The sequence below is a fragment of the Ktedonosporobacter rubrisoli genome, from assembly GCF_004208415.1.
Lineage (GTDB): Bacteria > Chloroflexota > Ktedonobacteria > Ktedonobacterales > Ktedonobacteraceae > Ktedonosporobacter > Ktedonosporobacter rubrisoli.
On record NZ_CP035758.1, the window covers coordinates 7270609 to 7295346 of the forward strand.

Genomic DNA, 24738 nt, shown 5'->3' on the forward strand with positions numbered 1-24738 from the left:
TCCGCACTAAGCAGACTCATCTTCAGAATATGGCGTAGGTGTTCGTTCGTTTCTTGTCACAAGCAGGGGATTTTGATGTGAGGTAACCACATCGCCATTGATCACTATCTTCTTGACATCGGGACGCGATGGGATCTCATACATCACTTCGAAGAGCACTTCTTCGACGATGCTGCGTAACCCTCTGGCCCCGGTACCCTGCTTCAGAGCACCCTCGGCAGTAGCGTCAAGCGCCTCTTTGGTAAAAGATAGCTCAACGCGGTCAAGTTGTAAGAGCTTTTGATATTGTTTAATGATGGCGTTCTTTGGCTCGGTGAGGATACGAATCAGCGCTTCTTTATCAAGCTTATCCAGCGCGACTACTACAGGCAGGCGACCCACGAACTCGGGGATCAGACCGTACTTGAGCAGATCAAAGGGACTTAGCTGGGTAAGAATATTCTCTTCAGCGGCGGCAGGCGTATCCTTATTAACCTTGGCTGCTTTATTGGCCTTATTAGCCTTATGCATTTCGACAAGATCTATCGAATTTTTGTTGCCTACACGCTGTCCGACAATCTTGTCAAGGCCTTCAAAGGCCCCACCACAGATGAAGAGGATATTGGCAGTATTGATCTGAATAAAATCCTGGTGAGGATGCTTGCGACCACCCTGGGGCGGCACATTAGCAACCGTGCCTTCAATGATCTTCAAGAGCGCCTGCTGCACTCCTTCACCCGAGACGTCGCGCGTAATCGAAGGATTATCGGATTTACGCGCAATCTTATCTATCTCATCGATATAGACGATGCCGCGCTCGGCGCGGGCAACATCGAAATCAGCAGCCTGGATCAGACGCAGCAAGATATTCTCGACATCCTCGCCGACATAGCCAGCCTCGGTGAGCGCCGTCGCATCAGCGATACAGAAGGGCACATCAAGAATCTTTGCCAGCGTCTGAGCAAGCAGGGTCTTCCCGCAACCGGTTGGCCCAATCATCAAGATGTTGCTCTTCCCCAGTTCTACATCTTCGATCTGCATGCCGACCCCTATGCGCTTGTAGTGGTTATAGACCGCAACCGCCAGGGATTTCTTAGCCCGCTCTTGACCGATGACATAATTACTGAGCTGCTCGTAAATTTTCTTTGGTGTGGGGATCTTCCCCGTTTGCAAGCGTGGCTTAGCGACGGTGGCTTGCTCCTCTTCGATGATTTCTCGACACAGGTCGATACACTCATCGCAGATGTAGACACCACCAGGGCCTGCAATAAGACGCTGTACCTGGTCCTGGCTCTTGCCGCAAAAGGAGCAGCGATATGTCGTACGCATATTTTTCGAGTTTGCCACGTCAGTCACCTTTCCTGCAAGTGCAACAAAGCACCTTGATGGTCCTTTTCTACTCGACTGTCTGAGCTGCCTGACCGTTTTCTTCCCGAGGGGTTGCCGCGCCAACGTCCTCTTTTGCTTCTTCGGCTGCCGCTGCGCCTTCCTGGGCTGCTACTTGCGCGTTCTCTACGACCGCCTCTTCTGCTTCTTCCTCTTCGCTCACCGCCTCCGGGTCAGGATCGGTTGTTAATTCTACCAGGCGTGTCAAGGTCTTCTCACGCCGATAGCTCAATGCCAGAGCTCGAATCTGCTCATCGCTGCGTGGCAGCGCCTGGCCCGCCTGGGCATAGAAGTTGAAGAGCGCCTCGATCTCTTCGGGATCGACTGTTACATTTTCTTGTCGGGCCACTTCTTCCAGCACGAGCTGACGCTTCACCCGATTCTCGGCCTCCGGGCGCAGTTCTTCGCGATACTCTTCGGCAGTCTTGCGCGTCATCATGAGATACTGATCCATTGAGAGACGCTGCTGCTCCAGCATATGCGAGAACTGGTGCATCATATCCTCGATCTCCTCATCGATCAGGAGGGGGTGCAAGTTGAAGGTTGACTGCTCGATGATGCTGCTCACAACTTTCTCGCGCAGCTCCTCGCGTACCCGCCGTTTCTTGTTCTCAAGAATGTTGTCGCTAAGGACTTTGCTCAGGTCTTCCACGGTTGCACATTGCCCATCGCTGACTTTCTCAGCAAAGGCATCATCAAGCTCGGGAAGCTGCTTCTCTTCTACCTTATGCAGGGTTACTGCATAGTTAGCCTCTTTGCCCGCTAGTTTCTCGTTGCTGTAGTCAGCCGGAATAGTGGTGCTGAAGTTTTTGCTCTCGCCAGCCTGCATACCCACAATATGTTCATCCATGCCGGTAAACAGGCCATTACGCTCGTCGGTAAGCTCGAAAGGATTGTCTTTCAGGTCGGAGATCTGCTGGTCTCCGGAGGTGAGCTTGAGATCGACCGTCACACGGTCACCTATTGCCGCCGGGCGCTCGACAACATTCCATTCGGCCACACGAGTGCGCAGAGACTCAATCTCTTTATCAACCTCTTCGGAAGTAACATCTACTTCTTCACGATCAAAATGCATGGACTTATAGTCAGGCAATTCAACAGGGGTGATAATGGGCACAGTGAGACTGAAATGATATGGCTGCCCCATCTCGAAAATAGGGGCATCGAGCTTAGGCTGCGTGATCGGTGTGAGATCGTGCTCTTTGAGCGTATTGCGATAAGCCTCAGTGATAAGGTCGTCTAGACCCTCCTGGTAGATGTATTCTCTTCCCAGCTTACGTTCTAGCATAGCCCGAGGCGCTTTACCTCGGCGAAAGCCCTGTACATCAACCTTCTGAACTAGTTTACGGTACGCCTTGTCTGAGGCTTTTTCCATCTCGTCCCAAGTCACATCTACTTCAAGGACGGCCTCGCTGCTTGGCAGCTTTTCAACAGAGACCTTCACATTTCCTCCAACAGGTTCTATGTAGTCTATTCGATTAGTGTGAACTCGAAGCTACACGTTCATACGCTTATTATTTCATCGTGAATAGACTGTGGGAAGCACTGAAAGGCAATTACCACCTCCATAGACCACCCCCACAACAAGCTAGTAGTATCCTTCTGCGTTTATTCCAGGTCTTGTGATCTATGTCTCGTGTGGGTTGCATTTGCTCTGCACTTGCCCACAAAGAACAGCCTCTTCGGCTGCTCTCTGTCTAGCCAGTTTGGAGCGGGAGACGGGGATCGAACCCGCGACTTTCTCCTTGGCAAGGAGATGCTCTACCACTGAGCCACTCCCGCTGATTTCTCTTCATCCCTCGCGGATGGTGGGCGGTGAGAGACTCGAACTCTCACGGTTCATCACCAACAGATCCTAAGTCTGTCCTGTCTACCAATTTCAGCAACCGCCCATTGATATGCTTGTGGTTGATAATGTTCCCACCTGTGGATAATACATCAGCAACTAACCTACTGTCAAGACAAATTTTCGCTTCTGCCCTACATACTACCATATAGGCTACTCTCTTTGTGCTCCTTGAAATAATTTGGCCCTATTTCATGTTATTTCTTGTGTAGGAAGTTTGCCGGGCAGGGTCGTTAGCGGTTTCCAGGCCTCTCTCTTGCTCAATTTCGCATTCCTTAAAGAGGAAATGCTGACCATCAAGGCTTGCCAACTCAAAACGAGGTCTTTAATGTACTTTTAACTACCAGCTTGCTTCGTTTTTATAATATAGATATATTATTATATTACACAAGGTCTCTGTATTGTTTGACGTTCACCCCTGCCATATTATATTAGGATTTTGCCAGTATGATACAAAAATCGCTAGTCTCTACTACGGATCTTGAACGGCCTGAAAATCTGTATATTAATCGTGAACTGAGTTGGATCGAATTTAACCGCCGGGTCTTCGAGCAGGCAAAAGATAAGCGTCACCCCTTGCTGGAGCGCGTAAAGTTTATCTCTATTTTTGAGACCAACCTTGACGAGTTTATTATGATTCGCCTGGCTGGGCTTAAAGATCGTGTGGCCTCTGGTGTGCCCACGCGTAGCCCGGATGGACGCACGGCAGAACAACAAATCGCGGCTGTGCGTGAGAGGCTGGCCCCTCTGGTGCAGGAAGTTCGGCAATACTGGCGTAATGAGCTTTTGCCTCTGCTGGCTGAGCAACATATCTATATTCTTGATTATGAGCAATTAGACGAGCAGCAGCACCAGGCAATGCATTCCTACTTTGTGAATGAGATATTCCCTGTGCTCACGCCGCTGGCGGTAGATCCTTTTCATCCCTTCCCGCATATCTCTAATCGCAGCTTGAATCTGGCCGTAGTGCTCTCAGATCAGATCCATGGCGATCATTTTGCGCGCGTGAAGGTGCCCCCAGCTCTTCCGCGCCTTGTCCCCGTGCCTATCGCGCCGCAAGAGAACGAGGTGGTAGCATTTGTGTGGATCGAGCAGGTGATTGCTGCCAATATCAGTATGCTCTTCCCCGGCTTTGAGGTTTGGGAGTCCTATCCGTTTCGTGTCCTACGCGATGCTGATATCGAGCTGCAGGAAGATGAGGCCTCAGACCTGCTTGAATATATTGAGCAGGAGGTACGCGAGCGGCGCTTCGGGCAGGTGGTCGATCTGATGGTTAATCCTTCTATGCCGCCACGCATCCGCAGCCTCTTGCTGGATAATCTGGAAATCTCGCCGCGCGATCTGACGGTAATTGATGGGCCCATGGGGATGGGCGATGTGATAGAGCTCTACAACCTTGATCGCCCTGAGCTTAAGAATCACCCTTTTACGTCCCGCACGCCGGCTTTTTTGCAAAAGGGTTCGGATCTCTTTAGCAGCATTCAGCGCCATGATCTTCTTGTGCATCATCCCTATGATAGCTTCAATAGCGTTGTAGATTTCATCTGTGCGGCCGCGCGCGATCCCCAGGTGCTGGCGATCAAACAGACGCTCTATCGCGTTGGGCAGAACTCGCCTGTGGTTAAGGCGTTGCTGGAGGCGGTTGAAAATGGCAAACAGGTTGCAGTGGTAGTGGAGCTGAAGGCCCGCTTTGATGAGGAGAACAATATTGTTTGGGCCAGAGAGCTGGAGCGGGCAGGGGTCCATGTGGTCTATGGTTTGATTGGCTTGAAAACGCATGCCAAGATCGCCCTGGTTGTGCGTAGAGAGCGCGAGGGGCTCCGGCGCTATGTTCATCTGAGCACTGGAAATTATAATGCCAGTACGGCCCGCATATATGAAGACCTCGGGCTCTTTACCTGCCAGCCGGCGATAGGAGCAGATGCAACGGCGCTCTTCAATTCTTTGACAGGCTATTCGCGCCAGAATACCTATCGTAAGCTATTGGTGGCTCCGGTGGGCTTACGGCGGGGGATTGTGGAGCGCATTGAGCGCGAGATACGTATCCAGCAGGAATTTGGCAACGGCAGGCTGATCTTTAAGATCAATGCTTTGATTGATCCCGAGATCGTGCAATTGCTCTATCGAGCTGCACAGGCGGGCGTAGAGATCGATCTTATTGTGCGCGGCATGTGCAGCTTGCGCCCTGGCATTCCTTCGGTCAGTGAGAATATCCGCGTGCGTAGCCTGGTGGGACGTTTCCTTGAGCACAGCCGAATCTACTACTTTGGCAATAATGGGAGCGAGGAGATTTTCCTGGGCAGCGCAGATATGATGCAGCGCAATCTTAACGCACGGGTGGAGATTCTCTTTCCGTTAGAAGCACCAGCCCTACGTCAGGCCGTCCTCAAACATGTGCTAGAGCCAATTATGGCCGATACCGTGAATACGCACGAGCTACAGTCAGACGGCACCTATAAACGGTTGGAGCTGCCGCAGGGCGAGATAGCCTTTGATAGTCAGGCCTGGTTTATCTCGCATCCCTTGTTTGAAGCGGATGAGGGACTTGAGAAAGCTGATACAACGATTAGCGCAATCCCTTCAAGTGCTTAGTTGTCGTTCTCCATGGAATAGCCAGAATAACCAAGGAGCGCTCACGGACAGCCGTTCGAGAGCGCTCCTTTTGCATCTGCAAATGTATCTCAGCTACAACTTGCAAATGCATCTATCTTGTTTGAGTTAACGGGTAATGAATGTGACTCCAGGTCCCGGGGCAAATTCGACGTTTGTGATCTGTGTAGGATTACCTCCCCAGTTCATATTACTGGCGATCACATTTCCGTTACCTAGCACTTGCTCGACTATGGCCACATGTCCCAGACCACGTGCTCCCTGTACCCAGGGCTGTAGATTGATGATCGCGCCTACGCTTGGAGTGCTGGAAACATTCCAATTATACTGACGGGCTCGGGTGCTCCAGAGGTAAGCATCGGAGTTGGTAGTCCAGGGTACGTACGCACCATTGATTTGATGGAAGCGCTGATCTGCCCACCAGGTACATTGGGGATACGGGAAAGGATTGTTCATTGCGCTTGTGGCGGCCAAGGCATTGTGAATGACTGTGTTGACCGCACTTGCGGATGTGCCGCCAGGTATACATAGACGCTGGTCAGCATAAATAACATTGACGTTGCCCAGGCGATTGTGATTGGCAAGGTTCTGGGCGCTGGTGTTATAGCGACTGGCAATTTTTCCCAGCGTATCGCCTGGAGCTACAATATACACCTGTTCGCCGCTGGCACACGACTGGGCAAAAGCACTAAATAAGGATGAACTAAACATGCTACCCATGACTGCCAGACCAAATACGGAAACTACGGCGAGGTGTCCCAGTACAAAGGTAAGTTTGCGGTGCTGCCGCAAATATTCAAAGATGTTTCGCTTCTTGCTCATTTACTTTCTTCCTCTTTCTCCTCTACTAAACAACGAAAAATGATCCAGCACAATATTACCCGTATACACACATTTAAATGTGCGTTGATGAGATAATACCATACAAATATTCTGAGTTAGAATGGATCAACTTGAAACATAGTAATAATAGGCTAGACAGGGTGAAGGCAAAAGAGGCATAAAAAGCTTATGTGGATATTATTTATTCGAGAGAAGAGATTATGCAGCTCTGGGCCGGGGTAAGCGGGGAAGCCCACCTCGGCCGAGCATGAACTTATACCAGACCGTAGATGACCTTACCACCAAGAATGGTTGCCTGTACTCCATTTTCGGGCATCTTTTCTTGGGGGGTGCTCAGAATATCTTCGCGCAGGACGACAGCATCCCCTAATTTGCCAGCAGTGAGCGAGCCCTTATGCTGCTCTTCGGCGCCCGCATAGGCTGAGCCCAGGGTATAGCCCCAGAGCGCATCGACGATAGGTAGCGCCTGGTCAGGTAGCCAGGCCGGGCGCTCAACTGAGGGATCGCGCCGGGTGGTAGCGCTATAGAGAATGGTCAGGGGATCAAAGGTCTCTACCGGCGAATCGGAGCCCAGAGAGATGGGAATGCCCATTTCATGGATGGTGCGATAGGCATAGGCATGACGATGGCGTTTGCCCCAATAGCGTTCGGCCAGATCGCGATCGGCAATGGCATGATAAGGCTGGACCGAGGCCACGACGCCAAGACGACGCATGCGCTCAAGATCTTCGTTGGCGATTAGCTGCACATGCTCCAGGCGGTAACGCAGGCGCGAGGCGGCATCAGCGTTTTTGCCCTCCTCAGCCAGCACCCTTTGAGCATACTCGATCGAATTGAGGGCTACGCGAGCCGCGCGGTCGCCGATGGCATGAATAGCGACCATGAGATTCATGGCGGCGGCGTCTTTGACGGTCGCCTTCATTTCTTGCTCGGGCAGGTTGAGAATACCATAATTGCCTGGATTGCCCTCAAAGCTGTCAAGCATGGCCGCTGTCTGCGAGCCCAGCGTGCCATCGGCAAAAATCTTGATGCCGCTTACGCGCAAAAGATCATTATCCTCGTTCTTAATACCATAGGCCCGCAGTTGGGGCAGCATCTGGCGCGGCAAGATCATCTGTACGCGCATATCCAGCCTGCCTTGATCGCGCAACTCCTGGAAAAGCTGTAAGGAGTCCTCGCCCTCAATATCATGGATTGTGGTAATGCCGCAGCGGCGCAGCTCGGCTAAGACCCGCTCGATCAAGATGCGATTTGTGGCGACATCGTGCGGCTTAATAATACGCGAGATCAGCGAGGTAGCGCCCTCTTCTTGCAAGAGGCCAGTCGGTTCGCCCGAGCCATCGCGCAAAATAGCTCCGGTGGCGGGCTCCGGGGTCTCGGCAGTGATCCCGGCCAATTGCAGGGCAAGCGAATTGACCCAGACCACATGCCCATCATTGCTCCAGAGCGCCACGGGATGCTCGGGCGCTGCGGCATCCAGCGAAGCTCTGGTGGGAAAGCTATCATCGCTCCAATTATGGCGATGCCAGTGACCACCCAGTATCCAGTTTCCTTTAGGGGTCTGCGCGGCACGCTCGCGCACAAGAGCGGCAACCTCTTCCTCACTATGACAATTGGCGCCATCGATCTCATGAGTTCGGTGTGCCGTGTGCAGCAGATGGATATGCGAGTCAATGAAGCCGGGCAGAACCGTCTTGCCGCGCAGATCTATCAGCTCTTTGTGCTGACCTCCTACGCGGCGCACTTCATCGTTGGAGCCTACGGCCAGAATGCGTCCGCTCGCTTCATCGATGGCCATGGCTTGGGCGCGCGGCTGCGCAGCATCCATTGTGTAGAGATTGCCGTTTAGATAAAGGACTACGCTCATGTTTTACTCCTTGACAAAATTAGCAATAGCCTGGGCTAGCAGTTGTGGGCGCTGCAATTGGATCTCATGGGTAGTATCTGGCATCCAGAGCACCGTGCAGCGTGGAATAGTCCGGGCAACCTGGGCTGCCATATAGCCCTTAGCTGCCGCAAACTCGTCAGCGTTTTCCAGACGTTCGGGTAGTTCCTCGTCAGGGTGAGGCTGATCGGCTGCGGGCACGAGTAGCACAGGGCAGGTGAGCTTGCTGTAATAGGACAATGCGCGATCCTCCCAGAGCGATTCGCGCATCTGGCGCTGATAGGAGGTTCGCAAGCCCTCCTCTACATGTCCATTGGGCAGCTCGCGAATATATGTCTTAAGAATAGCCTCGACGTCCGGGGACCAGAACGAAGCCATCTCGTCTTGCATGGTTTGTAAATAGTGCTGCTCCGAAGCATAGATATCCGGCGTCTCCTTATCGCGAATAAAGCGCTCGCGGGTCATGCCCGGCCAATGTTTGGGTTCCACAAGAGGACAATCGACGAGCACAAGATGGCTGATGAGAGCCGGATGGCGCGCGGTAAGAACCAGGGCGATGCGTGCGCCAAGGCCATGTCCGACCAGAGCCACTTGCCCCAGACCCAGCGTGGCCATAGCGCTTATGATGTCCTCAGCGATAGTGACAAGATCGTAACCATCTTCCGGCTGATCGCTCTGCCCATGGCCGCGTAGATCAAAGGCGATAAGCTGGCGCTGCGAACAAATCTGCTCGGCTAACAAGCGCCAGGTATCGGCGGTGGCATTCAAGCCGTGCAGCAGCACAATGGGCAGATCGTCGCTGTCTTGCTCAAAGGAGTTATCTGCGTTCGCAGTTGCCGGGTCCTGACAAATTTTTGCCGGGTCCCATTCCAGATAATGTAGACGTATATCATTAACATCGACAAAGGAGCTATGCGGCTTTATCATGTGCATGCCTCGCTTGTTCAGATTATGAGTATGAAAGAAGGTTGACACTTACCAGGGCCTGGCTCTTTTCCCTTCGGCTACAAACCGGGGGCAGGCGTAACGCATTGTCCCTGGCAAGGGCTGAGAGCTTATAGCTTCTCACAGCAAGCAGAATCATGGTGGGGAGATCACACCTTACCAACCTCGCAGCGCCATAGCTCACTGCCCCTGGCACGTCGAGAGCCATAGGCAAATAACGTAAAAAGGGCTGTCGTAGCTGACAAAATGGAGATCGATGCGGATTCGAGATACACGAGGAAGTAGACAATGTTACACTCCTTGCAGGAATCTGGTCAGCTTACATGTACGGAACTAAGTTTATTGATGCGCTGTTACTCATATTGTACCTCATAAATAGGGAGATCATAGGCGTCCAATTCCCTGGTTTCTGTCAGGTCAATTATATTCTGTGCTATTCCGCCGGCTTACGCTCAAATACGGCCCTAACACAGCAAGAAGACCCTGACCTCGCCGTGTAAGATCAGGGCCTTCCTGCTGGAAAACGAGAACGGAGGAGTATGAGATAATCTAAACTTGTAGCGCGGCTTTTAGCATGGCTTTGCGACGCGCTATTTTCAGGGTATCCACGACAAAACAGGCGCGCTCTTCGTTAAAGATTACGGGAACATCTTTGCGCTGCAGAAAGCTCAGACATTCGCTGTAAAGGATATGGGCGCGTGTAAAGAGCGTGGAATCGCTTGTGGTGTTGATCACGTTCATCGTGGCGTTCAGCGCCGCCAGGACTGGCAGATATTCTCTCGGCTCTAGCATGCTCTATTCCTTTCCGTTGAGGATACTGAAAGACTAACGAGCAGATAGAGATGTTCCTTTTCATTGTAAGAGAACGCAATGTTGTTGCGCTGCAGCCAATCATAGCAACAGTTAAACAGATTTTCTGCGTAGCACTTCTCGGATGGGAGCATAGCCATCTGCTTCAAGAGATGAGCTTGATTCAACTGATCTAGCATAATCAAGCTCTCCTGTCGGATCGATATCAGTTTGCTCAAACGCCCCGGAGAAGTGCTATCTGGTCTGGTATACATCATGTTGACCTTTCTTCCTTACCACTCATCCAAACCAATTACTAAAGAACCGCACTACGTTTTTGCAATGGAATGACGATATCATTCACTACTAATTTACCATTACAGCGTGTACATTTCAATGGTTACATTATAAGCTTAACGTTCAGAGCGTATTCCTGTACTGTTTTCGTTTTGATACACTTCCCTATAAGTACCTTTTGAGAGACTAAGGATGTGTTAGTATGATACGGCTCAGAGTGAAAGAAATTGCAGAAGCTAAAGGGCTAAGTATTGCTCGGCTGGCCCGTAAAGCTAATCTTGATAACAAGACTGTTTACCGCATTGTAAACGATCCGTTTGCCGAAACCTCAACAGTAACGCTGGACCGGCTGGCCAAAGCGCTAGGAGTATCTATTAAGGATCTGGTCGAAGATGCTCCCGATCCGCCGCCGATTGACGAATGAGCAAGCATCCCCAGAACCTGCAGACATTCCCTAGCTCTGGCGTTTTCCGTTGAGGATACTGAAAGTTATGAGAAAAATAAAATTGCGCATAAAAGAAATTGCCAGGGAAAAGGGTCTATCCATGACTAAACTGCATAATCGCAGCGAAGTATCTTATACCGTGATCAGAAAGATCTTTCGCGATCCTTATGCCGAGATCAATCTAACCACCCTGGCCAGACTCTCTGAGATTTTAGGCGTTCCCTCAAGAGACCTTATCGAAGATGATGATAATCATCCATCAGCTGACGAATGAGCTCTTGAAGATACTTTCAAGCTATTACATTGCCATCGCGCCCCTCTTGAGAGCACAGCGAGATTAATAATCTCAGTTGATCCACACTGGTTGCTGGCCTCTCGCCAGCACGATTAAATTCTCCTCTCGAAATAGCCGATTAAAACATGGTGTATGGAATTTTCCCTACCACCTAATAGTATATGTAATTTTTACATACCCTGTCAAGGGTATGGTAATTTTCCCTACTACCTTCAAGCGTAAGGAAATTTTACCAACTGCAAATTTCCCTAGTGAATTGATACACTGCGCTGGTAATGACCGCTAAACAAGGAGACCTGGATGTACCGCTTGAAGGTAAGAGAAATTGCCCAGAAAAGGCATATAAGCCAAAGGAAATTATTTATACGCTCAGGCGTTGATCTTAAGACCATTCAGAGGCTTTTTCGCGATCCTATCAATACAAGCGTAACATTGAGATCGTTGGACAGGCTAGCTATGGCGCTAGAAGTAGACATTTCTGAGCTCATAGAGAGCATAGACAGCGCACCTGAAGCCGAACAGCCATCCGCAGCATCCGGCGCTGGGGATGAGTTAGAAGACTGAGGCGGCCTTTACATAGAGCGTTTTGCCCCGCACAAAGCTATTGACCACAAACCACCAGCTAACAGAAAGCTGCCCTCCCTTTTGTAGGTAGCGCTTTCCCTTTCTTCAGAAAAGGGATTGTTAAGGGCTCGCCCTTAACCGGGGGCACGGGGCGCGAGCCCCGCTGGTTCGCGGCGCGACTCCTGCTCAGTGGGAGAGCGCAAGCTTACTCATCTCTCCTGCAGCGGCGCAAAATAGCGAAACAGAATTGTCTTCAATTCCTTTATGAATATCTGTTTTCGCTGCTCATCGGCCTGTAAAATGACCGGAAGTAACGCCAGGAAGACACGATAGCTGACCACAGCAAGAACCTCGCACTGCTCGGGCGTACTTCCAGGCGCAAAGGCCTGAACTACACGCATTATACGAACTGAGATTTCCTGACGCTGCCCCTGCATAGCGCTAATAAGCTGGGGAGAGAGCGTTGCCGACTGCATAAGCGAGAAGTAGCCAGGATTGTTCTGATTGAAGGCGATGAGAGCATCAATGTAATGATCGATAAAGCGAGGCAAGGGTAGCTCTAAAGCTTTTGGCACAAGTATGTGCTCGTCGTAGAGGCATTGGAGCCGCTGCACAGACTGCTCGACAAAAGCCATAGCAATCGCTTCCTTATTAGGAAAGAATTGGTAGAGCGAGCCTGCAGAAACATCAGCCCGCTGGGCGATCATCTGGGTTGTGGCATGATCATAGCCCTGCTCCACAAATATCTCTCCCGCAGTTCGCAGAATATCTTCTACCCGGCGCTGGCCACGTTTTTGCCGCCGCGCGAGCCGCCGCTCCTGATTGACGCTCATCATCATCCTCCTCTTGAAAATACGATATAATTGTCGTATAATTTTCCTGTTAATTTACGATAATTATATCGTAAATCACCCAAAATGCGATAGGTTCAAAGTAAATATAGTATAGCAAAGGCGCATTATGCTTAAAAAGTTGCTTTTCGTTTCCATTTTATTCAGCGGGCTTAGCCTCGTGCTCGTGGCCTGTGGCAGTAGTACCGCCAGCACAAGCAGTACGGCAAATACCGCGAACATTTCCGGTCCCCAGATCCATATGGGAAAAAACACCTTCACGCAAGCGTCGATAGCGATTAAAAAGGGGGAAAGTCTTACCGTGGTTTCCGATACTTCAAACCAGCATGTTATCGCTAACGGCACCTGGGAGAACGATACAGCTAAACCGGCCAGAGAGCCAGGAGCGCCCGCAGTCAAAGATATCAAGGTTGAGGGCAATACTATAACAAAGCTTGGTCCCTTTACTACAGCCGGCACCTTCAAGCTCTATTGTCCCCTCCATCACAACATGAACCTCACAGTTATCGTGCAATAAGCGAGCGAGCGCGCCACATAGATTATACTTGTGAGTTCGCTTCTGGCGCGCGCTCAGCCGGGCGATGGGCAGCAAGAAAAAACGCCACACAGGCTTCAATATGTTTGGAAATCTCCTCATCGCTCGACATAGGTTCCACACCCAGGCGCAAGCGCTCGATGATCGTACCCTGCAGCAGACTTAAAAACACTCTTGCAGAGCTTGCTGGATCGGGAATATGCAGGCTTCCTTGCTGATCTAGTTGCGTAAAATACCGGCTTAGAGGTTCCACTACTTTCTCGTAGCGCAGGTGATAATACATCTGCCCAACCTCGGGAAACTGCTCCTGCGCGCCAATAATTACGCGATAGAGCGCGATCTCATCAGGATCAAGTATCTGAGAGAGTCGCACCTGTCCCAGGCGGTGCAGCACTTCGGCCGGGCTTCCCACCCAGAAGGTCTCGCGCGCAGGCTTGGCCTGGTGACAACATAGATGCTCAATCATGGCCTGAAACAGAATATCTTTACTGCGAAAGTGACGATAGAGAGTCATGATCGAGACGCCAGCGCGCGCCGCCACCATCTCCATAGTTGTATTGGCATAGCCATGCTGCAAGAATAATTCTCTGGCCGCCACTTTGATTGCTTCCTGCTTGCGCTCAAGCAGGCGGGCTTTAGGATGATCTTCAGACCATGTTCGCATATGTCTCCTCCAATCTCACAGCGCTACGCGAGCTCTACTTTTTCTCGTGCAAAAGGTACGAGAGACTCTATTCTAACATATCCACCCGTATATTGCTGTCCTTAAAAAACCCGGCGCATATTATTAGCTTTGGCAGGCAGATTTCTCATAGGCGGCACTGCATAGCGCCTATCCAATCCAGCCGAAAATAGAGTTCCCTCATTCTTGACCAATTCTCATTGTAATGATAGTATAGACTATCATATCGTTTCATGCCCAGGAAAGCAAGCATTCTCGCAGAGAAAGAAAAGAGGTAAGCAGTTATGGCACTGCGTTTTAGTCTAGCCGTTCCCAATGGAGCGCTGAATGAGCTAAACAGATTTACAGATCCGGTCGATGCTTATGAAAGCATGACGCGCGTCGTGCAGACAGTCGAGGAGCTGGGCTTTGCCGCCGTCTGGATACCTGATGTACTTTTGTCCGAGTCAAATTTACTTTTCGAGAGCTGGACCACGACAGCGGCCCTGGCACGCGACACCAAACGCATACGAATTGGCCAGGCCGTCACCTATAGCGGGCTGCGCAATCCGGCCCTGTTGGCCAAAATGGCCAGTACCGTGGATATCATGAGCCATGGCCGCCTCACTGTAGGCATCGGTTCCGGCTCTCCCATGCTTGCCAGCGCCTTTCAGAGCTATGGCTATGATTTTCCCGATGTACCTACACGTACGCGCCAGATGCGTGAAGCCATCAAGATCTTGCTAGCCATGTGGAGCGAGGAAGAGGCAACCTTTGAAGGCAAGTATTACCAGGTACACGGCGCGATCAATCAGCCCAAAGGTGTGCAGAAACCCCATATCCCTTTGCTCATCGGTGGCAATGGCGAACAGGCAACGCTCAAGCTTGTAGCTCAGTACGCCGATGCCTGCAACGTATTTGGCACTCCCAGTGAGCTTGAGCACAAATTCGCGGTCCTCAAAGAGCATTGCGCAGCTGTCGGGCGCGACTATGAGAGCATTTACCGCACAGCTGGTTCTTATTGTGCACTGGCCGATACAGATGAGCAGGCTCTGGCAAAAGTTCCTGAAGCAGCACGCACATTATTCAGTCGAACTGGACTGATTGGCTGCCCTACCACGATTCGCCAGCGCATTGCCGAATTTGAAGCTGTGGGCACGCAAGAGCTAATGCTCCGCTTCCCCGATTCAACAGATCTGAATGCTCTGCGCCGCTTTGCCCAGGAGTTCATAGCCGGCTAAAGATATTTCATCTGTACATCAGGTTGACTTAACTTTAACCCTCAAGCGCAAAAAGAACGGGTCAGCAGGCAGCTCTGAGCTTTAGAGTTGCCTGCCTGGCATTTCTGTGAAAGCAGAACGAAAAGAGTTTTCAGGATATTGTCTCGGCGAGCTCATCCAGGGAAGTAACGCTGATGCCCAGACTACGCACAAAAGCCAGTGCTTGAGATGGATTAATGATAGCGCCTTTGAGCTCACGAGGTCCTAGACGAGCGCCATCCAGTTGAGAGCTGCGCAAATCAACGCTCGCCAGGGTTGTACCGGTGAAGTCAGCGCCTCGCAGATTACAATTAATGAATGACGTCTTAGAGAGATCTACATCCATAAAATTGGCTTCTTCCAGGTCACAGTTCTCAAAGCAGACGCTTTTAAAGCTGGAGAGAGCAAACTGAGCAAAACTACCTCCGCATTCTTTAAATAACACATCCTGCAATTGCGCCTCGCTACACTGCCAGCCGGTAATGTGGCAGCCAAGCAACTCCACCCGGCACAATGACATCTCTTTCCACTCGGCATTGGCCAGGTCGCAGGCACTCAAGCGACTATCCAGAACCTGTACCTTCTTCAGGAACGTCTTATCTAGCCGTGTGCGCTGAAATATAGCCTGGTCAAAGGAGATATGTTCCGCCACCTGCCCGCTTAGATCTGATTGCGCGATTTCAAGCTGCGCATAATAGCTGCGATCGCGCATAGAAGCATCGGGAAGGCCCTGTTCAAGCTCATGACGTGGAAGCTTAGGAGCCTTGATCTGCTTCCCTATCGTCTTGCGTTTGTTCATCAATTACTCCAGACACAAGTTTCTTTTGCTATTAACTATAAGCATTTCCTCCCTTGTTGTAAATATGTTCTATAAGGCCACAAACAAAAAGGCCCTATTCCAGCCGCTCTCTCAGGTGCAGAGGACTGAATAGGGCACTAACTCACTACATAACTTCAGGTCAATAAGTCGTCATACTTATTGATAGCCGTAAGCTCCATACTTTGCCGGCTGGCCAGCTTTAGGCGAGCAGCAAGTCCTATTCAAACACAAAGCCGGGTAGCTGTTACCGCTCTCAAGCATTTGGCTTAGCCAGCGCGTTATATACTTCTACCACATAACCATCAGGATCAGCGACCTGGGCCGAGCGCACGCCTACTTCTTGATGATCCAGCGGGCCCGAGACAGAGGTAGCGCCGCGCTCCACAAGCTGTGTATAGCTCGCGTCAACATCATCAACCTGGAACACAAAGGCCGCTGGATAGCTTGCAGGAGTTGATGTTGGTGCAACCTGGCCGAGAAAAGTCGCAAAATCCGCGCGGCCCATAATCTCCAGGCCCCCATTGCCCGTATCAAAATAGGCATAGCCCATTGACGCATCCTCATATTTAGGAACCAGTTGCATGACATCGCGCCAAAATTTAAGTGAGGCTGCAAAGTCATTGACCAGCAAACGACTGTTAATGAATTTCATTTCATAAACTCCTTATAGCCTTAAGCGAAATATGTTGAGCTTTTCAGATTTGTGAGCCTCGACAAATTTCACTCTCTTTCATTCCCCTGTAGTATATCAAGAGTAAAGGAAATAATCGGTCCTAAATTTGTCCTGATCCTATCTGACTCTAAATAACCCAAAATCCGGTTTCTGGCCCGAGAAACTATGGAGCCTGAAAGGCACAAAATGGCGCCGCGACGCGTAGCAGAGCCGCATGAGTCATAGTCCCAAAGGCCGCGCTTAAAGCGGCTTTATAGCCCTACTGCTGAGCTTTGACACATCATGAATAGCCCTTGTGCTCTGTAGCAAGACGTGGTATACTTGTAGAAATACTTGTAGAGTGCTTGTTGCATAGAGAAAAGAACCCTTAACTTGTGGAATAACGCGCGATACAGGAATACAAACATCGATCCGCTAAGCGGAATTTGAGAAAGAGAGCTAATGTTGACAGACCAGATACTGTATTGTCGCGATTGCAATCAGGAATTTACCTTCACAGCCGGTGAACAAGAATTCTTTGCCAGTCGTGGGCTAACTAACACCCCCAGCCGCTGCCCCTCATGCCGAGCCGCCCGTAAGCAAAGTGGTGGATACCGCGATAGATCAGGTGGATCACGCGGTGGTGGATATCGCGAGCGCGAAGAGCGCCCTATGTATTCAGCAACCTGCGCAAACTGTGGAAATGAGGCCCTTGTGCCTTTCCAGCCGAGAGAAGACCGTCCAGTTTACTGCCAGGACTGCTATCAGCCACGTGAGAGCCGTCATGCCAGCAGTAGATCGCGCTGGTAATCGCTGATGTGTCAGACAATCATTAATCCCGGTACATCGTTTGATGTAGCATTGAAGCAGTTTAGTCGCAAAGTTCAGCAATCAGGTATCCTGGCCGAAGCACGACGACGCAGGCATTATGAGAGCCCTCAGGCTCGACGCAAGCGCAAGGCCGAGGCCCATCGCCGTAAGCAACGGCGCGCGCGCTTCTAGGTTCAATAAGCGGCTCCAAAAAACCGAAAATAACTAGAGAAGGGCGTATCCTTGATAGATTTGTGGATACGTCCTCTTTTGTTTCCCCTAACGCCTCTAAAGCTCGTATAGGGCTGCCCTCAACGTTTTTACCGCACACCAGCCTCTATAGCATAGCCACAGAAATAGCAGGAGGTCGCTGGAAAGATGCGCAATACTAGACGAAATTCAATGATTCAGGCCCCTGTTGCTGCGTGACTCCCTGGGGCGTTGCGCACTTCAACGGGTCCAACTGGGGCAGAACGATTGTATAGGTAGCGAGAGATCCGCTGCCATAGCCAGCTACCACATGCCCGGTGGCAGTAACCTGAAGAGTGCCGTTAACCAGGCGTGTGGATATGTCTGTGATGGTCGCGATAGTACTGCTTGATCCGTCATTCCAGTGATAGACTGCTGACGAGATGCTGGGAATATTAATGCCAAGTAGACAAGAAGTGGTGACGGTGACAGAATAAGAGGTACTTCCGGCTGTCAGATTTGATCCAGTAGCGGTGCAGTCATCAAGATCCTCATGTGCAGAGATTTTAATGGATTGCCGCGTATTGGTAATACCTGGCGAATAGGTGTTGGTAAATGTGCCAGCCAGGCAGGTAAGAACAGCGGGGGAGGCGTGAGCCGCGCCACTACTAATGGCAAGGCAAGCCACGAGCAATAGCGCACAGAACAGCAGACGAATGAAGCGAAGGTGCATAAGCACGGTGAGTTTCATCGTGCGATTCCTTTCCAGGTACTCACCCAAACGAGTGGGGTAAAATAGGAGCCTGTAAAGCAGAGGTCATTAACCACCTCTTCCTTTTCAGCTCTGCTAAAGCGCTTTTGCGGTCAATGGCCCTGCACACACTTATGAACTTGGCATTAAAGCGCCAATCTACAGTGACGAGCAGCTAATGAGCAGAAAAGCGTTCACCTCTTCCGCTGGCAAGCGAGCTATCAGAAATGCGAGCTTCCTTGCTCCTCTGCTCCAACCATCTTGTAAGGCATATCAATAGTATAGTTTACATATTATCAATATTCAATTTAAAAGAGCAAATAAGAAATTATTGTAATAAAATTTCTTATGTAAATTCCCAAACTGCTTTGCTCCTGACTTTCTGCTTCCCTGGCGCTAAGTTAAAAATCGATGGAAGCTCGCCTCAGGACTTTATTATCAATCAGCGCGTCCCCAATGGACAGTCCTCTACAGGTCCTCTCTATGTACTACCCTCGGACGAGCTTAAGCCTGGCTCTACGATGAGTCTCAGCTATAAATTTCCGCTGATGGCAAAAAACTTGAATCTAGAACCCACAAATCATCTAGCCGGAAAAATCGAAGGCTTACAGGTTCCAATCGAGGTGAGCTAGTGCTAAGCTCACACCTGCCTCATACAGACAATCATATGCACAGGCAGTCAAAATGGGCTATACTTGAGTTGATGATTATCAGTTAATCTTTATATATCAATAAACATATCGATTGTGTACGATATTGCGGATTCCCCACTCGACTGGGTACACTGCTAGCTAGGTAGTGATATGTAGCGGCACACAAAGAAGAGCATAAGAGTTCCCGGAAAGTGAGCGTGCTGCTACATATCCTCTTTTTTTACCTCCCTGACCAGCCGTCATGCACCATAAACAGCTCCCGGAACTGCTCATTGGCCAGAAGCAAATTATATCTTGACCCTAACATGATGTCATACTTTACAATATATATCTGACATGATGTTAGCCTTTAACATAAGCTTAGAAAACGGGAAAGAGGAAAGGGACAGAAGCATGAATATTGGTGAGCTTGCGCGCCAGACAGGGGTAAGTATCCGCTCATTGCGCTATTACGAAGCAAAGCAATTGTTATCTCCACATAGGGCCGAGAACGGCTATCGTTTCTATGACCAGACAGCTATTGAGCGGGTAAGGACCATTCAATTCTATTTGGGTCTGGGCTTGAGTACTAACGAGATTTTCGATATTGTCTTCTGTAGCAATTCTGATGAGCTAGCCAAATCCCACAATGGAACAGATATAGAAAGCTGTCCCGAAGGGCTCAGCCTTTATCAGGAGAAGCTAGCGGAGATTGAAAACCAGATCGCCTCTCTCGAAAAGGCCAGGGCTTATCTTACACAGCGCGTGACCGCGGCCGGCGCGAAGCAAGATGCCAGAAACAAAGTCGGGGTCTAGAGTATTGTCAAGTAACCATAATGCATTGCATCAGTCAATAATAACGCTGCTTCGTTACTTGCGTTGATGCTTCAACTGTCACTGAGGCAAGAGATTTAGCAGAGCGTGTACAATACTCGCTAATGGCTGCGACAGTCATAGCTTGGAGACGCTGCAAATTAGAAATATATCGAACTTCTTATCGGACTAAGAATGATATTGTATATTAACCTCAAGCAAAGTACACTCATAACAAGATGTGGATAGATTTTTCACAACATTAATCAAGATACCTACAAAAGAACTGGGGTGGGTACGTGAAAAGATTATCCACATCTTCTCGTGTTTCGCGCCAGCCAGGCAATTAAGCTTTGTACAAGCCTCCTCATTAGCCCAGCTTATAGGTAACCAGTCCTCTGGCCACGGGATTCCCGCTAGCGCCGCTAACCTCGACATCCAGATAAACCAGGCTGCGTCCGCGCCGGAGCACACGAGCCGTCGCTATAATATCTTCCTGCTGAGCAGGGGCAAGATAGCTAACGGTCAGGCCAACCGTCGAGCCACGAAGTTTAGCCTGCTGCTCGGCACCCGACCAGGCCGCCACCATCGCAGCAGTATCGATCAACGAGGCAATCGCCCCGCCATGCACTACGGTACCGATAGTGACCATTGGCTCTCTAAAAGGCAAGGTCAAGGTGGCCAGATCACGCTCCATAGTGGTAAGTTGTATTCCCAGGTAGGTCACATAAGGGGATAAAGGCAAAAACTGACGTATCATCTCGGCCCCGGAGAGGGGGCGGTCCTCGGCTGTACTCACGCAAGTTCTCCTTCTGTAACAATCCTTAACACTATTAGCGGGACCGCTAGCCTACGCAAAGATGCATAGCAGCCTGCGCCCGCCCGACAAGATATCATCCTTGATAATGTTATACTTATAGCCACTGCCATTTCCATGCCAGATACTGCCAGATGCTGCCAGAATCGCCGCCGGCTAAGCAAAAGCAGGCAACACTTCACGCGAAATGCGCTCAAACTGCCTCTGTGTTCCGGGTCCGATAATACGCAGCGTAAAGGTTGTTGCTCCGACCCGCATAAACTCCCTTATGCGCTCAATACAAGCCTGCGGGGAGCCAAAGGCAACCTGCATCTCAATTATCTCGCGCGAAAATTCCAGCCCGTAGTACTTCTCCAAAAACTGTTTGCATTCCTTGAAGGCTTGTTCACGATCATCATTAATATTGATATCGAGAAACAGGCAAGCCTCGAAATCGTCTCTCAGCACCCTGCCCCCCTCATGAGCATAGCGCCGAATATCGGCAAGATTACTGGCAAACAGCTCCGGGGTACGTCTGATCGCCATCCAACCATCGGCATAGTTCGCTACTCTGCGTAAAGCCCGCGCGGTCATTTTCGGCTTGCGCGGATCTGTACCTGTCGAGATCCAGATCGGAAGCGGCTGCTGTAGCGGACGCGGCAGCACAGTGACCTCGCTAAAGCGATTATACTCGCCCTCGTAGCTCACGTGCTCCCGAGCAGAGGTGAGCCGCAAGATCTCTATAGCCTCCTCCATGCGCCGCATACGCGAGGAGGGTTCAACACGAAACGTCTCATACTCGTTAGTAAAAGCACCGCCCGAATGGCCGGATGTGCCCTGGCTTGCATTAAAAATCATACGACCCTGTGCCATAACATCAAGGCTACACCATTGAAAGGCAAGTTGTAAAGCATTGCGTAGCGGCGTGCTGGTAAAGCTGGCCGGACCCAACCTGACCCGCTTCGTGTGCGTAGCCAGCGCTCCCAGCAAGACCAGCGCATCAAGGCGCGGCTTGGCTAGTAGAGAATCTCCAACCCAGACCGAATCCCAGCCCCCATCCTCGGCCTGTCTCGCCAGGGTCAACATCTCTTCCACAGTTATTGTACCTGTCACCACACCGCGATTGGGCAAAACCAGGCCAAAGCGGGGCCTCTGCAAGATCGTCATAGTCTTTGTTCTCTTTCCTCTATATTCCAACTACTCTACGAAGCAAAGCACAAGTTCTCCTGCAGAAGGCAGGACAGAGAGGCTGGGATGAAACCGTTATAGCCTCTCTGCTCTTCTTATGCGATCTCTACAATGGCCTCTACCTCAACAGAAACGTTGCCCGGCAAGCCAGCCATACCTACGGCCGCACGAGCGTGTTTACCGGCTTCGCCTAATACCTCAGCAAACAAATCCGAGCAGCCATTGATAACCTTTGTATATTCAGTAAATTCTGGCTCTGCATTGACCATCCCCAGCACTTTCACTACGCGCTTCACGCGACTCAGATCGCCCAGCGCTTCTTTCATCACCGCCAACAGCTGCATACCCACCAGGCGCGCATGTTCATACGCCTGCTCGGCTGTGAATTCTGCTCCCACCTTACCGACCACCCACTTTCCTTCAGGCGTTTGCGGTGCGGCTCCTGAGAGATATAGCAGATTTCCGGTAATCACATATGGCTCATAGCTTCCTGCAGGATGAAAGACAGCCGGTAGAACGTAGCCGAGTTTCTGTAATCTCTGCTCAATCTTACTCATAGAAAGGCTCTCCTTTTTATTTAGCTTCATGTGTTACTATGAGCATAACCCAGCTAAGATTTGAGAACCAGACAGCAATTATGGTAGCATTGTGAGTGCCAGCATTATGCACACCAGGGCAATAATTGAGGAGGGAAAGTCACGCATGCAACAAAAGAGTGAGAAGCAGCGGCGAGAAGAACTAGGAGAGTTTCTGCGTACGCGTCGCGCACGTCTTTCTTCGGAACAGATTGGCATGCCAAAGGCTCCCCGGCGACGTACACCGGGTCTCAGGCGTGAAGAAGTCGCGATTGCCGCTGGCGTCAGCACGACATGGTATACCTACCTTGAACAAGGGCGCGATATCCAGGTATCGAGCAGTATTTTGGCGAGCCTGGCCAACGTTCTCCAGTTGAGCGCCGCTGAACGTGAACATCTCTTTACGCTGGCCAATCTGCCCCCTCCAGCCAGGGTCACAAGGCTAGAGGAGCATATGCTTCCCCTCTATCAGCGCGTCCTCGACGAGCTAGGAAACATTCCAGCCCTGCTAACCGGCTACACTTACGATCTACTGGCCTGGAATAGAGCCGCCAGCTATGTTTTTGGCGACCTCGCGGCGCTACCTGAGGATAAGCGCAATATGCTCTGGCTGCTTTACGTGCAGAATCCCTTTAGCCAGCGCATTACTGTGTTTAGCGAACGAGAGCAATATGCGCAGGAAGTGCTCGAAGCTTTCCGGGGAAGAGCCAACCGTCATCTGGATGATCCAGAGCTGCTAGCCTTTATCGAAAACTTAAAGCAGGCAAGCCCACGCTTCAGTGAGCAGTGGGCACAGCACAACGTGCGCACTACCTGCACGGGCCATAAAACGCTTGACCATCCCCGTGCCGGTCGCATGCACTTTGAGAGCCTTACTTTTCAAGTCATTGAATACCCTGATATTCGCTGCCACATGTATGTTACGGCCGACGAGCCTAGCAAGCACAAGTTGCACCAGCTTCTAGAGCTGGACAATGCATCATTGAATATGCCAGCTCAGAGCAAGCCATCGAGACGGCTCGCCATTTAAGCCGCCTCGCTGGCACAACATTTTCGCCGGCCAATCACATCTTGTATGGCAGACAGGTCAAAGGATCAGGAGAGTTCATCTGACGCGCAAGGCCTTAGAGAGACAGGAAAAAGTGTAAGCAGAAGATACTCGGGACCTTTGGATTGGTCGCCTGGTAGCCACTTATGGTGTAGAAGGGTATCTGCTACAATCATCATACCTGTGCATCCCAATGTATTGGCCACCTCACCTGGTATTCAGGGCAGCGCGCGCCTGTGCATCGTAGATGGTTGCGTTAAACCAGTTTGGATAGATTGCACGCGGCTCGGTCAGCTTATCAAGTTCGGCCAGTTCATCTACGCTTAACGAGAGGGAAGCAGCGCCCAAATTATCCTGAAGCTGACTCATTTTACTCGCTCCTATCAAAATCGAGGTGACGCTGGGGCGAGAGAGCAGCCAGGCCAGGGCAACTTGAGCAGGTGAGGCGTTATGTTGTCCACCAATTTCGCGCAATCTCTCCACGACATCGTAACCGCGCTCGCGATCAAACGGAATAATATCAAAGCCAGTCAGGCGGCCACCATTGCCCCCGGGATTCTCGCGGGTATACTTCCCGCTCAGGAAACCGCTGGCCAACGGGCTCCAGACCATAATTCCAATGCCCGCATCCTCGACAAAGGGAACTATTTCATGCTCAAGATCGCGTCCTACTAACGAATAGTACATCTCGGCGGCCCTGAATTGAGCCCAGTGATGCTCATGCTGCAAGCCCACCGCCCTGGCCGCCAACCAGGCTGGCCAGTTGGAGAAGCCGATGTAACGCACCATTCCCTGTTTCACCACAGTATCGAGGGCCTCAAGCGTCTCTTCCAGGGGAGTATAGGGATCGAGCCTGTGGACAAGATAGACATCTATATAATCTGTATTCAGGCGCTTCAAGCTACCCTGGACCGAGGCAAGGATGTGTTGACGCGATAGCCCTTGATCGATCAAGGCCTCACTCATGCGGTTGCCCACCTTGGTTGCAATCACGACATCTTGACGACGTTTCCCAAGCGCTTTGCCCAGCATCACCTCTGACTGTCCATCGGCATAGGCATCCGCAGTATTAAAAAAATTTACGCCTGCCTCAAGCGCACGCTCTACCAGCTTATTAGCTGTTTCCTGATTTACCTTATAGACAGAGCCAAGTGCGCCTTCGCCAGAGCCAAAGGTCATACAGCCCAGGGCAAATTTAGAAACGATGAGGCCTGTATTGCCCAATCGCGTGTATTGCATATTTCACCTCTCTTTATAAAGTGATTACGCTCATC

Annotated in this window: 25 protein-coding genes and 2 tRNA genes; 10 read left to right on the forward strand and 17 right to left on the reverse strand. The window is 50.8% G+C overall.

Going from position 1 to position 24738, the window contains the following annotated elements; all coding sequences use genetic code 11:
* Positions 1-6: 6 nt before the first annotated feature.
* The 4 genes from clpX to EPA93_RS31605 all read right to left on the reverse strand — a co-directional run bounded on the left by clpX (position 7) and on the right by EPA93_RS31605 (position 3257).
* Positions 7-1326 (reverse strand): ATP-dependent Clp protease ATP-binding subunit ClpX, encoded by a 1320-nt coding sequence (gene clpX, locus EPA93_RS31590; protein WP_340689218.1) that lies wholly within the window; start codon positions 1324-1326, stop codon positions 7-9.
* A gap of 49 nt (positions 1327-1375) precedes the next feature.
* On the reverse strand, positions 1376-2809 hold the full coding sequence (gene tig / locus EPA93_RS31595) for a trigger factor (RefSeq protein ID WP_165423516.1): 1434 nt from the start codon (positions 2807-2809) through the stop codon (positions 1376-1378).
* Between the two features lie 263 nt (positions 2810-3072).
* Positions 3073-3147: transfer RNA gene (locus EPA93_RS31600), tRNA-Gly, on the reverse strand.
* Between the two features lie 24 nt (positions 3148-3171).
* A tRNA-Leu gene (locus tag EPA93_RS31605) sits at positions 3172-3257 on the reverse strand.
* Positions 3258-3658: 401 nt separating this feature from the next.
* On the opposite strand from EPA93_RS31605, the gene ppk1 reads away from it, so the two are divergent.
* Positions 3659-5803: a polyphosphate kinase 1 gene (gene ppk1 / locus EPA93_RS31610; RefSeq protein ID WP_129891342.1), complete on the forward strand. Its 2145-nt coding sequence runs from the start codon at positions 3659-3661 to the stop codon at positions 5801-5803.
* Positions 5804-5929: 126 nt separating this feature from the next.
* On the opposite strand, the gene EPA93_RS31615 is transcribed toward ppk1, so the two are convergent.
* The 4 genes from EPA93_RS31615 to EPA93_RS31630 form a co-directional block, all read right to left on the reverse strand.
* A complete protein-coding gene (locus EPA93_RS31615; RefSeq protein ID WP_129891343.1) occupies positions 5930-6643 on the reverse strand; it encodes a CHAP domain-containing protein in 714 nt (237 codons plus the stop codon).
* Between the two features lie 274 nt (positions 6644-6917).
* Positions 6918-8531, reverse strand: a complete 1614-nt coding sequence (locus tag EPA93_RS31620; protein ID WP_129891344.1) for an amidohydrolase — start codon at positions 8529-8531, stop codon at positions 6918-6920.
* 3 nt (positions 8532-8534) lie between these two features.
* Complete coding sequence (locus tag EPA93_RS31625; protein WP_165423517.1) at positions 8535-9476, reverse strand: alpha/beta fold hydrolase; 942 nt, start codon at positions 9474-9476, stop codon at positions 8535-8537.
* A gap of 567 nt (positions 9477-10043) precedes the next feature.
* Positions 10044-10286 carry a hypothetical protein gene (locus tag EPA93_RS31630; RefSeq protein WP_129891346.1) on the reverse strand — a complete coding sequence of 81 codons (243 nt, stop codon included), beginning with the start codon at positions 10284-10286 and terminating at the stop codon, positions 10044-10046.
* A gap of 496 nt (positions 10287-10782) precedes the next feature.
* Here EPA93_RS31630 and EPA93_RS31635 point away from each other — a divergent pair, with 496 nt between their 5' ends.
* The 3 genes from EPA93_RS31635 to EPA93_RS51090 all read left to right on the forward strand — a co-directional run bounded on the left by EPA93_RS31635 (position 10783) and on the right by EPA93_RS51090 (position 11884).
* A complete protein-coding gene (locus EPA93_RS31635) occupies positions 10783-11004 on the forward strand; it encodes a helix-turn-helix domain-containing protein (protein ID WP_129891347.1) in 222 nt (73 codons plus the stop codon).
* A 67-nt stretch (positions 11005-11071) separates the two neighbouring features.
* The gene (locus tag EPA93_RS31640) at positions 11072-11299 is read left to right on the forward strand and encodes a helix-turn-helix domain-containing protein (protein ID WP_129891348.1); all 228 of its coding nucleotides are present in this window, start codon (positions 11072-11074) and stop codon (positions 11297-11299) included.
* Between the two features lie 321 nt (positions 11300-11620).
* Positions 11621-11884, forward strand: a complete 264-nt coding sequence (locus tag EPA93_RS51090) for a helix-turn-helix domain-containing protein (RefSeq protein WP_129891349.1) — start codon at positions 11621-11623, stop codon at positions 11882-11884.
* A 209-nt stretch (positions 11885-12093) separates the two neighbouring features.
* On the opposite strand, the gene EPA93_RS31650 is transcribed toward EPA93_RS51090, so the two are convergent.
* Positions 12094-12717 (reverse strand): TetR/AcrR family transcriptional regulator, encoded by a 624-nt coding sequence (locus EPA93_RS31650; protein ID WP_165423518.1) that lies wholly within the window; start codon positions 12715-12717, stop codon positions 12094-12096.
* 127 nt (positions 12718-12844) lie between these two features.
* Between EPA93_RS31650 and EPA93_RS31655 the strand changes: the two genes are divergently transcribed.
* Entirely contained in the window at positions 12845-13252 is a 408-nt protein-coding gene (locus tag EPA93_RS31655) for a cupredoxin domain-containing protein (RefSeq protein ID WP_129891351.1), read from the forward strand.
* A 22-nt stretch (positions 13253-13274) separates the two neighbouring features.
* On the opposite strand, the gene EPA93_RS31660 is transcribed toward EPA93_RS31655, so the two are convergent.
* Positions 13275-13934 carry a TetR/AcrR family transcriptional regulator gene (locus EPA93_RS31660; RefSeq protein WP_129891352.1) on the reverse strand — a complete coding sequence of 220 codons (660 nt, stop codon included), beginning with the start codon at positions 13932-13934 and terminating at the stop codon, positions 13275-13277.
* Between the two features lie 302 nt (positions 13935-14236).
* Here EPA93_RS31660 and EPA93_RS31665 point away from each other — a divergent pair, with 302 nt between their 5' ends.
* Positions 14237-15172, forward strand: a complete 936-nt coding sequence (locus EPA93_RS31665) for a TIGR03560 family F420-dependent LLM class oxidoreductase (RefSeq protein WP_129891353.1) — start codon at positions 14237-14239, stop codon at positions 15170-15172.
* 130 nt (positions 15173-15302) lie between these two features.
* Here the strand turns inward: EPA93_RS31665 and EPA93_RS31670 are convergent, their stop codons facing one another.
* Together EPA93_RS31670 and EPA93_RS31675 are read right to left on the reverse strand one after the other, a co-directional pair.
* Positions 15303-15989: a pentapeptide repeat-containing protein gene (locus EPA93_RS31670; RefSeq protein ID WP_129891354.1), complete on the reverse strand. Its 687-nt coding sequence runs from the start codon at positions 15987-15989 to the stop codon at positions 15303-15305.
* A gap of 274 nt (positions 15990-16263) precedes the next feature.
* A complete protein-coding gene (locus tag EPA93_RS31675; RefSeq protein WP_129891355.1) occupies positions 16264-16662 on the reverse strand; it encodes a VOC family protein in 399 nt (132 codons plus the stop codon).
* 462 nt (positions 16663-17124) lie between these two features.
* Between EPA93_RS31675 and EPA93_RS31680 the strand changes: the two genes are divergently transcribed.
* Together EPA93_RS31680 and rpsU are read left to right on the forward strand one after the other, a co-directional pair.
* Positions 17125-17472 carry a zinc-ribbon domain containing protein gene (locus EPA93_RS31680; protein WP_129891356.1) on the forward strand — a complete coding sequence of 116 codons (348 nt, stop codon included), beginning with the start codon at positions 17125-17127 and terminating at the stop codon, positions 17470-17472.
* A gap of 6 nt (positions 17473-17478) precedes the next feature.
* Positions 17479-17664 carry a 30S ribosomal protein S21 gene (gene rpsU, locus EPA93_RS31685; protein ID WP_129891357.1) on the forward strand — a complete coding sequence of 62 codons (186 nt, stop codon included), beginning with the start codon at positions 17479-17481 and terminating at the stop codon, positions 17662-17664.
* A gap of 196 nt (positions 17665-17860) precedes the next feature.
* Here the strand turns inward: rpsU and EPA93_RS31690 are convergent, their stop codons facing one another.
* Entirely contained in the window at positions 17861-18412 is a 552-nt protein-coding gene (locus tag EPA93_RS31690) for a hypothetical protein (protein ID WP_129891358.1), read from the reverse strand.
* Positions 18413-19458: 1046 nt separating this feature from the next.
* Between EPA93_RS31690 and EPA93_RS31695 the strand changes: the two genes are divergently transcribed.
* On the forward strand, positions 19459-19860 hold the full coding sequence (locus EPA93_RS31695; RefSeq protein ID WP_129891359.1) for a MerR family transcriptional regulator: 402 nt from the start codon (positions 19459-19461) through the stop codon (positions 19858-19860).
* A gap of 367 nt (positions 19861-20227) precedes the next feature.
* On the opposite strand, the gene EPA93_RS31700 is transcribed toward EPA93_RS31695, so the two are convergent.
* The 3 genes from EPA93_RS31700 to EPA93_RS31710 all read right to left on the reverse strand — a co-directional run bounded on the left by EPA93_RS31700 (position 20228) and on the right by EPA93_RS31710 (position 22398).
* A complete protein-coding gene (locus EPA93_RS31700; RefSeq protein WP_207229253.1) occupies positions 20228-20656 on the reverse strand; it encodes a PaaI family thioesterase in 429 nt (142 codons plus the stop codon).
* A gap of 174 nt (positions 20657-20830) precedes the next feature.
* Positions 20831-21820, reverse strand: coding sequence for an LLM class flavin-dependent oxidoreductase (locus tag EPA93_RS31705; RefSeq protein ID WP_129891360.1), 990 nt, complete (start codon positions 21818-21820; stop codon positions 20831-20833).
* 116 nt (positions 21821-21936) lie between these two features.
* Positions 21937-22398 carry a RidA family protein gene (locus EPA93_RS31710; RefSeq protein WP_129891361.1) on the reverse strand — a complete coding sequence of 154 codons (462 nt, stop codon included), beginning with the start codon at positions 22396-22398 and terminating at the stop codon, positions 21937-21939.
* A gap of 145 nt (positions 22399-22543) precedes the next feature.
* On the opposite strand from EPA93_RS31710, the gene EPA93_RS31715 reads away from it, so the two are divergent.
* Entirely contained in the window at positions 22544-23446 is a 903-nt protein-coding gene (locus tag EPA93_RS31715) for a helix-turn-helix transcriptional regulator (RefSeq protein ID WP_165423519.1), read from the forward strand.
* A gap of 225 nt (positions 23447-23671) precedes the next feature.
* On the opposite strand, the gene EPA93_RS31720 is transcribed toward EPA93_RS31715, so the two are convergent.
* Positions 23672-24703, reverse strand: coding sequence for an aldo/keto reductase (locus EPA93_RS31720; RefSeq protein WP_129891363.1), 1032 nt, complete (start codon positions 24701-24703; stop codon positions 23672-23674).
* Positions 24704-24738 lie beyond the last annotated feature (35 nt).